The following is a 12,534-nucleotide window of genomic DNA, read 5'->3' on the forward strand; positions in this document are numbered from 1 at the left end:
CCCTCTTTTCAAAACTAATATTCTGTTACTTATTGTCCCAGAATGTTTTTGTTAAAGCAAGGGATACACTGTTATGATTATTGGTGCGAATACACCTACCTTTAAACTCCATAATCATTGGTACGTCTGAACTGCTGCACAATAAAAAAAGCAATCCCTGTTAGGACCGCTCGGATGAGATAATAGCGAATTAATATGGGATAACTCGAATGAGAAAACAATGGCCTCTTATTGGTATTGCTCTAATAAGGTAACAGCTACCCATCTCGGGGCTAAAATAATGCTCGAGGCAGGTCAGATGGAGAGAACATTGCAAAACGTACATTAGAAAATGAGATCCATCTCCAAACTCCAACAACAGTGTATTATGTGTACAATCAAAGTGTATGAAATGCATTGTACCGAATGTGTCAGGGGTTCCAAGTTAAAAACTTCTTTAATTCGTCAATTTGTTGTTGCTGTATCATCATTTGTTCATATAAAATGGTATATTGACTGTTTAAGGAATCTACAGTGTCAGCAATTTCACTTTTGACATCTTGTTCCAGGACTTCATTGGTTTTTTCCGTGAGTATCCGGATTGCGTTTCGGAGTTCAGAAATTTCTATTTCCGTATGTGCCTGCATATTTTTACGCAGATCCAGCACTTCTTCAAATACGCTGTCATACCGTCTGTTCAACGATTCCGCAGTGTCTGCAATTTCATTTTTGACATCTTGTTCCAGGACTTCATTGGTTTTTTCCGTGAGTATCCGGATTGCGTTTCGGAGTTCCGAAATTTCTATTTCCGTATGTGTCTGCATATTTTTACGCAGATCCAGTACTTCTTCAAATACGCTGTCATACCGTCTGTTCAACGATTCCGCAGTGTCAGTCATTTCGCTTTTGACATCTTGCTCCAGGACTTCATTGGTTTTTTCCGTGAGTAGCTGGATCACGTTTCGCAATTCCGTTACTTCTTCGGATATTCCGGCATACCGTATGTTCAAGGATTCCGCTGTGTCAGTAATTTCGTTATTGACATGCTCCAGAACTTCATTGGTTTTTTCCGTGAGTATCTGGATTAGGTTCCGCAGCTCCAGAACTTCTTCGGATATTCCGGCATATTGCCTGTTCATGGATTCTGCAGTGACTACAATTTCACTTTTGACATCTTGCTCCAGAACCTCATTGGTTTTTTCCGTGAGTAACTGGATCACGTTTCGCAGTTCCGTCATTTCTTTTTCCGTATGAGTCTGAATATTTTTACTTAAATCCAGTACTTCTACAATTACGCTGTCATACCGTCTGTTCAATGATTCTGCAGTATCAGCAATTATATTTTTAACATCTTGTTCCATAACTTCATTTATCTTTTCCTTCTGTATCTGAAAAAAATTACGCAGTTCCTTCACTTCTTCGGATACGTCATCATATCGTCTGTTCAGGATTTCTGCAGTTTCAGTAATTTCACTTCTGATATCTTGTTCCAAAACTTCATTTATCTTTTCGGCGAGTATCTGTATTAAATTACGCAGTTCCATCACTTCTTCAAACACACCGTCATATCGTCTGTTCAGGATTTCTGCAGTTTCAGTAATTTCACTTCTGACATCTTGTTCCAAAACTTCATTTATCTTTTCGGTGAGAATATTAATAAAGTTACGCAGTTCCAACACTTCTTTATTTAAATGAATGCTCGAGGTTTCCACATCGGGCGTTAAAGTATTTCCATCATGTTTCATAGCTATAACAACCTTTTGATTCATGTCATTCAAATGAGGATCTTTTAAATAATTAGGTAGTTTATTCGCTTCTATTTTTTGCGTGAGCTTCTGGATAATGTTACGCAGTTCCATCGTTTCTTTACTTAACTGAACATTTGAGGATTCAAATTCAGGCTGTAAAGGCTTTTCATCATTATCATCATCAGTCGTCGCTATTAAAAGCTTCTGACCCAAGTTTGTTAAATGATCCTTTATATACTTAGGCGATTTATTGGCATCCCTCATCTTGGAAATTATCTCAAAAATATTAATGGCTTCTTCTGTATACCTCAGGGATCGGCCAGAACCAACAGTCGGTAGATATTCGCGAAATTGATTAGCCCAATCAGCTACTGTTGTTCGCATCTTACCAAGTTTGCTGGCGATGTCAGAAAGCTTATAGGTCCTATTCTTTGTCATCCATCGTCGTCCCTTCGTCTTTAATTAATTTATTGCCAGTTCACGGGCTATAGCTGTATCATTTTATTCAGAAGGTTTAACAAATGACAATGAAAGGGATAAATATCTATTAGATTTTCTGAATAGCAACTCAAACTACAAAAAACCGGTAACCCTTTAGGGTACCGGTCCATTACTTATGACATACATCCAATCCAATCTGAATGGTCTTCTCAGGATTCTTCTTTTTGTATTTTACCGGGATTATTGATTTTGTAAGGTACGGGATGCTTGGTGAGCTTCTTCGCTACAATTTTACCTTCAAACGTGATGGTATCCCCGATGGCCAGCTCCAATTTTTTAAGCGTATTACTGTGACTGGACCAGGCTGTGCCGAGTTCGGTCTCTGGTTCTACAATGGAAACCGCTTCGTAGATAACGACTTCATCATCATTGTCGGAGAAATTATTAGGCACAGTTGTAAATTCCTTTACGGTAGCGACCATTTTGATTTTTTCTTCTGGAAGCTGAACTTTTTGTGCCTTTTCTTTTTTTGCTTTCACCTTGGGCGCTTCTTCGACCTTAGGCTCTTCAATCATGGCTTCCTCTGTAAGCTGAGCTGCTTCTTGCACAATCTCAAGCTCTACTCCATCTGCCTCAACCGAATCCACCGATTCTTCCACAGCTGCCGCTATCCTCTGGCTGTAATTCGAAGCCTGCATCTCCTTCAGATAGGAAGGGTGAATGCAGTGCTTTTGATTGTTCTCGAATTCAATAACCGCAGTCATATTATCAACATAACCGATAATACTGCAGGACAAATTCTTGCCGCTTCCTTTGTAGAAAAAAGCTTTTGATCTGGATGCTTTGTCAGAAAGCAAACCCCATTCTTTGCATTTATCAATCTGCTCCGCTTCACTCTCGAAAGCGTTATACGTCTCGGGTTGGATGATGAATGTATGTACCATATCTTCGCCGCCTTTCTTTTTGTACAGGTACATTTTATCATTTTTTGGCGGAAAACAATCATTTGTCTGCAAAAAAATAAGCCATCCTTTTGGGATAGCTTATTGATTGATGTTCCAATACTGATTTAACCCTGCGTTTGACCGGAAGTATTTGTAGACGAATTGGCCTGCGCTGCTTGTGATTGGGCTTGAGTAAGCTGCTGTTGAGCGGCTTGAATCGCTTGCGGATTTCCACTCGCTTGAGCTTGTTTAACTGCATTCTGTGCCTGTGTTACCGCATTTTGAGCCGTGCTATTTGCTTGACTGCCTGCTTGCTGTGTCTGCGAAGCTGCATTTTGAGCTGCATTATTCGCTTGATTGCTTGCTTGCTGCGCCTGCGAAGCTGCATTTTGAGCTGCGTTATTCGCTTGATTGCTTGCTTGTTGAGCCTGCGAAGCTGCATTTTGAGCTGCGTTGCTTGCTTGTTGAGATTGTTTGTTTGGCATTTGAAGGGCTCCCTTATGATTAAATTTTGTACCGGAACTAGTACTCCAATACTATTTGCAGTAAGCTGCACTTTTATCCTTCATTTGGGTTTGAAACATTATCGGTTGAAATTAAATCCTCAAGCAATTGAAAGGTTTCTTCTTGTAGAGCGAACCTGAATTCGTCATTAGTAAGATCAGCGAACCGGTTGTTATCCATATTTTCGACCAAATCGCGAATAAAATATTCTGAGAATTCGGCATCTTTCCAATCTTCTATACCTTCAGCTAGCTTTGAATATCGATCTCCCCATTCTTGGGCTGATGCTTCTCTCATCCCTCCGGCTTGTTTCCATTCCAATATGATTCTCTGTACCTCCAACAAATGAATATACACTTGCTGCAATCTATGAAGCAATTGTTGATACTTGATTAATTGCTTTCTTCTTTTCCGAATCAGCGGACTAAAGTGCAAAGCATGTAAAGCCTTTGTGATTCTTTCCGTTGCTTGATCTAGATCATTATAAAGCTTAGTTGTCTTGCTTTTCAGATCGCTTTTTGCATGGTCGTCACGACCCTCATACACAAATTTGGAAATATCTCTTACATGTTCTGCCAAATCCGATGCAGCTTGGTGTAAGGACTGACTAGCTTCTTTCGTATAATCCGGTGGTAAAATAAACATATTGATGATTATGGCAGTTATCGCCCCAATTATAGTTTCGATAATTCGATCAAATCCATAATTGTTATTGCCAGTTCCGACGGTCATGACCATCAAAGCACTTACACCCACTTGAGAAAAAATGTTTTCATCGAATTTAAAGAGCTTGGCTATGGTTAAAGAGATAAAAATGAGCAGCCCAATACTCCAACTATTAACAGACATAAAGCGGGATGCTGCTTCGGCGAGTAAAACCCCGGCTATTATTCCTAAAATACGTTGATAGCTCTTTTGAATGGACTCTTCCACGGTCACCTGTAAGCATAAAATGGCAGCCAGAGGCGCAAAAAAGGGATGCTTCGAACCGATTTGACGTGCTATTTCCCAGGAAATCGTGGATGCAAGAGAAATTTTTACGATTCTATGTAAATAAAGAAAAGATTTCGAGAAAAGATTCGGATTTATCATTCAAATCACCCTTTTTTTTAGATCCATTTCTTCTTTTTGAAAAATAGAATCATGCCAATAATAAGAAAAATCATAACACCCCAAACATAGGTATAGCCAAAATCCCAGGTATATTCCGGTATATTCTTTATGTTCATACCGTAAAGTCCGACGACAAAAGAAAGAGGCAGAAATATCGTACTGAATATAGTCAAGGTTTTCATTATTTCGTTCATTCTGTCAGCTTTCATGGAAATCTGCATATCCAGGAGTCCCGTCAAGGAATCACGAAAACTGTCAATGGAATCCACTACTCGTGATATATGATCAAAGATATCTGCAAAATAGACATCGGCATCAGGTGAAGAATAAGGGAAATTTTGATGGCTGACAGATCCCAATATGGATCGTTCTTCTATAAAAATCCTGCGAAGTCCGTGCGTAAGTCTTTTTAACTTGAATACCTCACTGGAAATTTTGGCATAAGGATCGATGTGCACCTCTTCTTCCCACTGCTCAACCGTGTCTTCGATATGATCAATGATTTGAACGTAATCATCTACACAACGATCCATAATGTGATAAAGAATTTGGGCTGGATATTTCATTTTCCCTTCTGCTCTTTGGAGCTCATCATACAAGCTTTCCAGAACTGGAATATCATCTTTATAAATGGTCACGACATAATTGGTTCCGACAACTATCGCAATTTCAAGCGGATTGTATTGTTCATCAATTGTAAAGAAAGAGATAAAAATATTATTTGAGTAGCGATCCATTTTGGGTCGTTGATTTAATTTAATTGCGTCTTCAACCAAAAGTTGATGGCTTTCCAGTAAATCGTGCAGCACATAAGTGGTTTCTGTTGGCTCCGGGTAGCGGAGGCGAATCCATGCAACCTCATTCTCCTCAGGCTTTCTTACCTTTTCAGTATGGGTTTCCATTGTATCTTTGTTATAAATGAGCATAATTACCTCCGTGCCTAAGATTTTTGAATTGAAAAAATGAGAACCTGAATATGGATAGTATTGCTCTATTCTGTTAGGAACTTCCATTCCTTTATATAAATTTATTCGGGTATCACGGCGGATTCTTGTTCCAAATAAAGATATTTGGCTTTCTCATCATAGGCAATCAGTTCCGCATATCTCCCCCAGTCTATAAGAATGTCCAATTGATGCATAGCCTCTTCCGAGCCAAAATGCTTCTCGAAAATCTCGACAAAAAATTCCCGCTCCATTTTGTTGTTGGACTTCGATTGTAAAATCCAAATGATTTTCTCCATTGTGGGAACATGCTGCAGCACCTGATCTTTGAAGATCTCTTTTCGCTCCAGTACACTTGCGTCTGCAAATTGACGACCGATTGCCGTTAATTCGATATCTCCCTGATGGATAGAAGCAAATTGCAGCATCTGCGCGGCCTCTACAAGAGGTAAGAAATCTTCCAGATCCAGACTAAACTGATCCGCTAATTTATATAAGTCCACCTTTTCACCCAAATCATCAATCAATTCAATGAAACCTGTTAATGCGCCTGCAGGTACTTTCTGAATTTTTTCAATCTTTTTCTTGTGTTCTTCGGGTTGGTCCGTGTGTTTTAACTCCCTATGCGTCAAAATGGAATAAATTTTATCGACCAGCCCAGTAAAATGTACCTCTTGTTTATCACGCCAATGAGGCATGAGGATAGGAATATCCGCGATAATCCGGGCTGGATCTCTAGAAAGCACGATGGCCCGGTCAGACATGTACACCGCTTCCTCAATACTGTGCGTCACCATAATGATGGATTTTGTCGGAATTTTTTTCTCAGTCCACAGCTCCAATAAATCCCGCTTCAAATTTTCTGCCGTCAGGACATCAAGTGCTGAGAATGGTTCATCCATGAGTAAAATGTCGGGTTCCATGACCAAAGCACGGCCAATGCCTACTCGCTGCCGCATACCTCCAGATAATTCTTTCGGATAAGCACCCTCAAAACCATCAAGTCCAACCATATCTATAATAGAAAGAGCTTTGTGCATTTTCTCTTTATCTCTTAAACGTTTATTCTCAAGACCAAGCTTTACATTTTCCAGCACAGTTAACCAAGGAAACAAGGCAAAGGATTGAAATACCATGCCAACGCCTGAATTTGTTCCTTGGATGGATTGGCCATTGTAGATGACTGAGCCTTGCGAAGGAGATACCAAACCTGCAATAATTCGCAGCAATGTTGATTTCCCAGAACCAGATGGGCCTAGTATAGAAACAAACTCTCCCTCTGAAATTTTCAATTGAATATCTTCCAATATGCTGACATTTGCTTGATTAGGCAAATCATATCGTTTGCAGATTTGCTGCAGTTCAATAAGCGTTTTTTTCATGGTTCACCTCATTCCAAATGGTATTTCTTCTCTGCTATAGTGTACAGCTTTCGCCATATCAAGCGATTAACGAACACAACCAACAGACACATCACAATAATCCCCCAAATAATTTCCGGCCAATTTCCCTTAGTCGTTGCTTGAGCGATAAACGATCCCAATCCCGATGCTTCCAACGTATGGTTCCTCCATGAAACGATCTCGGAGACAATGCTTGCATTCCAAGCGCCTCCACTTGCTGTAATACAGCCAGTGACCATAAAAGGAAAAACTCCTGGAAGGATTAGCCTTTTCCAAGTTTGCCACCTCGTCAATTTCAAGACTGCAGCTGCTTCTTTGAGATCAGAAGGTATAGACATAGCTCCAGCTATTACATTGAAAAGAATGTACCATTGTGTTCCTAGCATCATGAGAGGGATTGCCCCCCATTCCATGTTAATACCGAGTTGTAAATATATAATGGTAAAGAACGGAAATGTCATGTTCGCTGGAAAAGAAGCCAAAATTTGAACAACAGGCTGGGCAATTTTTGAAAAACGTGGGTTCATTCCTATGAATACTCCAATGGGAAGCGTCCATAGAGCGGCCAACAGCGTAGACAAAAACACTCGTAATGCCGTGAGTAGACCTAGTATAACCACATGAAAAACTTCATACCAGCTTAATTTAGCGATCTCTAAAATACCTTCGTAAACGAGTTTCGAGACGAATATACTTCCAATGATCCCTACTGTCCATTTCATCATTCTCTTGAGGAGTAATGGTGTTGGCGGTAATTGAACACTTGTGCCTGTTTCAATCAGCCTGATCATGGAATCATGAACAATAGTCGTTACTTTGCGATTCACCCATTGAACAAAACGAGCTCGTTTGAGAATGTCAAACACCCAAGAAGTTGGCATTTCAATGGCTTCCGTCTGTTCGTTTTTGAATTTTTGTGTCCAAGCGACAACGGACTTCCAGAATAACTGATCGACGGCAATGATCATGATGACCATAGTAATGATAGAATATGCGATTGCGCTGCTGTTTCCTTGGTCTGCTGCCATTGCCATGTATGATCCTATACCGGGTAAATGGATATCCTGATTCAATACGCTAATGGATTCGCTTGCCGCGAGAAAAAACCATCCCCCGCCGAATGACATCATGCTGTTCCATACCAATCCGATCATGGAAAATGGAACCTCCAACTTGGTAAAACGAGTCCAAACACCCAACCGATGAATCTTGGAAGCTTCATTCAAATCGCGGGGAATTGTCGAAAGCGAATGATAAAAACTAAACGTCATATTCCAGACCTGACCGGTGAATATTGCAAAAATCGATGCACATTCAACTCCGAGCAGATTCCCCGGAAACAAAGCCATAAAAGCTATGACTGTTGCTGTGAGGAAGCCCAGCACAGGTACGGACTGTAAAATATCAATAGCCGGGATCATGAATTTTTCTGCCGTACGATTGTACGCCGCGATATGTCCGTAAACAAATGTAAAAATGAGTGATGCGCCAAAAGCAATAAACATTCGAAGCAGAGAACGTCCTGCATAATAAGGCAGCCATATGGGATCCAGGCTCAAGGTTGGCTGATGTTCTTGAGAGAGCGGTACTCGCATGCCTGAACCCAGTTTGGCAGCAGCATACAGAACGGACAGCAGCAGGAAAATCACAACGATATCCGCCCAACCAAATTTATTTTTGTGATTCATTGCAATGAACAAACCTTTCATGGTATTCCGCTCCTGTCAATTAAATAAACTCTCCTCTGCTTGAAGCAGGGAGAGTTTCTGAAGATCATTCCATCAATGTTGGAGTCAGTTACATTACTCAGCCTAGACCCATTGGGGGCAAACTGAAAATGGACAGACTTCCTCTATCATTGAGGAAGAAAAGTCAGTGTTCCTGCTTATAGAAACTACAACAATGTTCAACAATTTACACATTCGACTGCTTCCGTCCATTTTTCAGTTCCCCCCTTCCTAAATACAATTAAAAAAGCCCAAAGTTCAGATGTATAGTACTCCCGCAATCCCAGGTTGTCAAGCAAAAAACTTCCTTTGTTTAGTAAAATAAGTTTTTAATCTTATTTTAATGTTTCTTCTAATTTTCCTGTATAAGATTAGAGAGATAGTAAACCTATAAAAGTGGTGAAACAGTTGCTTGTTAAATTGAAAAATCTGGATATCCCTATTTTATTCATATTAGCCTGCTTCTTGGTCATCAGTACATTTGTCATATACAGTGCGACCTATGGAACCAAATATCAGGGTTTGCACATCAACAATGCTGTAATGTTTCTAGTTTTACTCATACCTATGCTTCTTATAGCATGTATGGATTATAGAATAGTTGTCCGTCACTTATCTTGGATTTTATACGGAATATCCATCCTTCTCCTCGTGTATGTCATGTTTAAAGGGATGACCATCAATGGCTCCCGACGATGGATCAATCTGGGTATCATGCAATTTCAACCGTCAGAGTTGGCCAAAGTTTCTGTGATCCTCTTGGCAGCAAAACTGCTTGAAAAAAGAAACGGAGATACTTTGCATTTATTTAAAGATTTGAATATCAAGTTGTTTCAGCAAGGTCTTTAAATACGAACATTTGTTTGATATAATAAATACAAACGAATGTTCGGGAGTGATTGGCGTGGCTCAACAAGAAACGATGACGCTTAAGAGGTTTCAAGAGAAGTTTAATACGGAACAAGCATGTCACGATCATCTGTTCCAGATTCGTTGGCCCGAAGGGTTTTGCTGTCCGAAATGCCAAAGCCAATCGTTCTATTTCCTAGAGACGCGGAAGCTTTACCAGTGTGTGGCTTGTAAGCATCAAACTTCCGTGACGGCCGGTACCATTATGCATAAAACGCACACGCCTTTGTTGACATGGTTTTGGGTGATCTTTTTAATCGCCCATGATAAACGCGGCATCTCTGCAACCTATATCGCTCGAGAACTTGAATTGACCTATCCGACAGCCTGGTTGCTCCTTCAGAAAGTCAGGAAAGCTATGGGTGATCGCGATGCCAACTATCGACTGGCCGGCTTGGTTGAACTCGATGATGCCTTCTTTGGCGCACCAACAGAAGGCGGCAAACGCGGTCGTGGCACCGAACAAACGCCCGTGCTCGTAGGTGTTTCACTCAACAAACAGGGAGCACCGCAATACGTCAAAATGCAAGTGATTCCGGATGTAAAAGGGAAAACGCTGATCGATTTTGCACAGCGTCATATCGAACCCGGCGCAACGATCAGCAGCGACGCTTACCATTCTTACAACGCGCTTGCGAAAGAATACAACCATCAGCCGCTCAAATTCAACGTCAAAGAAAACCCGGATCATTTGAAGTGGCTTCATACGATGATCTCAAACGCCAAGCTTTTATTGGCGGTACGTTTCACGGCTTGGCACCTAAGCATCTGCAAGCCTACTTGAATGAATTTTGCTTCCGTACCAACCGCAGACAGTTTGAAGGACAACTGTTCAATCGGCTTTTATCTGCTTGTATTTCTACCGATACCATTACTTACCAGGAACTTACCATATGACGATGCGGAGCTAACTTGATATTCAAATTTAAAGATATCCTTCCCATTGGGCTGCTTATAACAGTGCCCTTTTTTATTGTGCTTACCCAACCCGATCTCGGAACCTCCATTGTGTTTGTTTGTATTTTTTTAGGGATGCTATGGATTGGGAATGTACGAGTAACCCATTCGATCATAGGACTTGTTGGATTAGCTAGTATGATCGCAGGGATCACAGCTTTATATTTTTATGATTTCAGTCTGTTTTCCAAAATTGTAAAGCCTCATCAGCTGCACCGTATCCAAACCTTCTTGAATCCAGCGAGTGATCCCAATCAAAGCTGGCACGTATTGAATTCAATCAAAGCTGTGGGCACAGGACAGTTTTTAGGCGAGGGATTCAAACACGGGAAGTTCGTACAAGCTGGTTACATTCCATACGACTATGCAGACTCTATATTTGTCGTCATTGGAGAGGAGTTTGGATTTGCGGGCTCGACTGTCCTTATTCTCTTATACTTTATTCTCATCTATCAATTAATCAAAATCGCGATGGATTGTAACGATTTGTCTGGGACTTATGTTGTGATTGGGGTAATATCCATGTTCACACTGCAAATATTCGAAAACATAGCCATGCATACCGGGCTGATGCCGCTAACGGGAATTGCTTTGCCTTTTATCAGTTACGGCGGAAGCTCACTCATGACGAACATGATTTCCATTGGTTTAGTCCTAAGTATTAAGATTCATGGAAAGAAACCTTTTTAGTTCGGAGATTAACCAAAAATAAGAAGAAGGGGGAAACGAAATGACTGCCGTAAAGAGAGGAAAACCTGACTTTCTCTTTCTTTTTCTGACCTTTTTGCTGGTATCTTTTGGTTTAGTCATGGTTTTTAGTGCAAGTGCAGCAACATCCATCATGAGGTACCATAGTGCTTGGTACTTTGAAAAAAAACAATCCGTTTGGGCCATAATCGGAGTGATTTCAATGTTCATTTTTATGAATATTCATTATAAAAAATTTGAAAAATGGGTCAAGATCTTATTTTTGGGTAGTCTTATTCTTTTAATACTCGTCGTAATTGTAGGTACGAATATTAACGGTCATAAAAGCTGGTTCGGTATAGGACCCTTTGGGGTTCAACCAACTGAATTGGCTAAAATTGCTTTAGTGCTTTATATAGCTGCCTTAATCCATAAAAAAGGTGAAAAATTTCAGCAATTTAAAAAGGGACTCTTACCCGTTATTCTTCTTATGGGTTTAGTAGCTGGGCTCATCATGCTTCAACCTGATATTGGCTCTGTTATTGTCATTCTTCTGGGTACCTCGATAGTTATTATTGTTGGCGGGGCTAATTCCAAGCATTTGCTAGCCATATTATTATGTGTTTCCCCAATAGCCTTGATAATCGTTTTGGCCAAAAGCTATCGAATACAAAGATTTACTTCTTTTTTGCATCCGTGGACCGATCCACAAGGAACCTCCTATCAGCTTGTACAATCCTTGTATGCTTTTGGACATGGTGGAATTACTGGAACAGGATTTGGACTAGGCATAGAAAAGAATTTTTATCTGCCCGAAGCGCATACTGATTTTATTTTTTCAGTAATTGGAGAAGAATTTGGATTTATAGGAGACGCTATTTTTTTACTCATTTATGTATTGTTTTTATGGAGGGGCCTTCTAATTGCTGTTCGATGTGAGGATTTGTTTGGATGTTTGGCCGGAATAGGGATTATTTCTCTAATAGGGTTCCAGGCCCTGGTCAATTTAGGGGGAGTCACCGGCAGTATTCCTATAACGGGAATACCACTTCCATTTATAAGCTACGGCGGTTCCTCCTTGCTGATAAGCTTAACAAGCATTGGGATTTTACTAAGCATCTCGCGAGAAAAAGAATCCAAACCTGATTTACATAATCTTATTATTGAAAAACAATGAG

At 40.4% G+C, this 12,534-nt stretch carries 10 protein-coding genes and 1 pseudogene; 4 read left to right on the plus strand and 7 right to left on the minus strand.

What is annotated here, in order from left to right; translation table 11 throughout:
- Window positions 1–410: 410 nt before the first annotated feature.
- The 7 genes from BLV33_RS09775 to BLV33_RS09805 all read right to left on the minus strand — a co-directional run bounded on the left by BLV33_RS09775 (window position 411) and on the right by BLV33_RS09805 (window position 8,785).
- A complete protein-coding gene (locus BLV33_RS09775) occupies window positions 411–2,165 on the minus strand; it encodes a MerR family transcriptional regulator (protein ID WP_090790514.1) in 1,755 nt (584 codons plus the stop codon).
- A gap of 212 nt (window positions 2,166–2,377) precedes the next feature.
- Window positions 2,378–3,112 (minus strand): hypothetical protein, encoded by a 735-nt coding sequence (locus BLV33_RS09780; RefSeq protein ID WP_090798827.1) that lies wholly within the window; start codon window positions 3,110–3,112, stop codon window positions 2,378–2,380.
- Window positions 3,113–3,237: 125 nt separating this feature from the next.
- A complete protein-coding gene (locus BLV33_RS09785; protein WP_090790516.1) occupies window positions 3,238–3,597 on the minus strand; it encodes a hypothetical protein in 360 nt (119 codons plus the stop codon).
- Window positions 3,598–3,670: 73 nt separating this feature from the next.
- On the minus strand, window positions 3,671–4,708 hold the full coding sequence (locus BLV33_RS09790; protein WP_090790518.1) for an FUSC family protein: 1,038 nt from the start codon (window positions 4,706–4,708) through the stop codon (window positions 3,671–3,673).
- A 17-nt stretch (window positions 4,709–4,725) separates the two neighbouring features.
- Window positions 4,726–5,655, minus strand: a complete 930-nt coding sequence (corA, locus tag BLV33_RS09795) for a magnesium/cobalt transporter CorA (RefSeq protein WP_090790519.1) — start codon at window positions 5,653–5,655, stop codon at window positions 4,726–4,728.
- 101 nt (window positions 5,656–5,756) lie between these two features.
- Window positions 5,757–7,055, minus strand: coding sequence for an ABC transporter ATP-binding protein (locus tag BLV33_RS09800; RefSeq protein ID WP_090790521.1), 1,299 nt, complete (start codon window positions 7,053–7,055; stop codon window positions 5,757–5,759).
- Window positions 7,056–7,063: 8 nt separating this feature from the next.
- Window positions 7,064–8,785, minus strand: coding sequence for an ABC transporter permease (locus BLV33_RS09805; RefSeq protein ID WP_171909088.1), 1,722 nt, complete (start codon window positions 8,783–8,785; stop codon window positions 7,064–7,066).
- Window positions 8,786–9,211: 426 nt separating this feature from the next.
- Here BLV33_RS09805 and BLV33_RS09810 point away from each other — a divergent pair, with 426 nt between their 5' ends.
- The 4 genes and pseudogenes from BLV33_RS09810 (at window position 9,212) to ftsW (ending at window position 12,533) form a co-directional block, all read left to right on the plus strand.
- Window positions 9,212–9,652: an FtsW/RodA/SpoVE family cell cycle protein gene (locus BLV33_RS09810; RefSeq protein ID WP_253187019.1), complete on the plus strand. Its 441-nt coding sequence runs from the start codon at window positions 9,212–9,214 to the stop codon at window positions 9,650–9,652.
- Between the two features lie 55 nt (window positions 9,653–9,707).
- Window positions 9,708–10,609, plus strand: a pseudogene (locus BLV33_RS09815) (IS1595-like element ISPaen7 family transposase).
- Window positions 10,610–10,624: 15 nt separating this feature from the next.
- A complete protein-coding gene (locus tag BLV33_RS09820) occupies window positions 10,625–11,359 on the plus strand; it encodes an FtsW/RodA/SpoVE family cell cycle protein (protein ID WP_090790527.1) in 735 nt (244 codons plus the stop codon).
- A gap of 40 nt (window positions 11,360–11,399) precedes the next feature.
- Window positions 11,400–12,533 (plus strand): putative lipid II flippase FtsW, encoded by a 1,134-nt coding sequence (gene ftsW, locus BLV33_RS09825; protein WP_090790529.1) that lies wholly within the window; start codon window positions 11,400–11,402, stop codon window positions 12,531–12,533.
- The last annotated feature ends 1 nt before the right edge of the window (window position 12,534 follow it).

It is taken from the genome of Paenibacillus sp. GP183 (assembly GCF_900104695.1).
Taxonomy (GTDB): domain Bacteria; phylum Bacillota; class Bacilli; order Paenibacillales; family NBRC-103111; genus Paenibacillus_AI.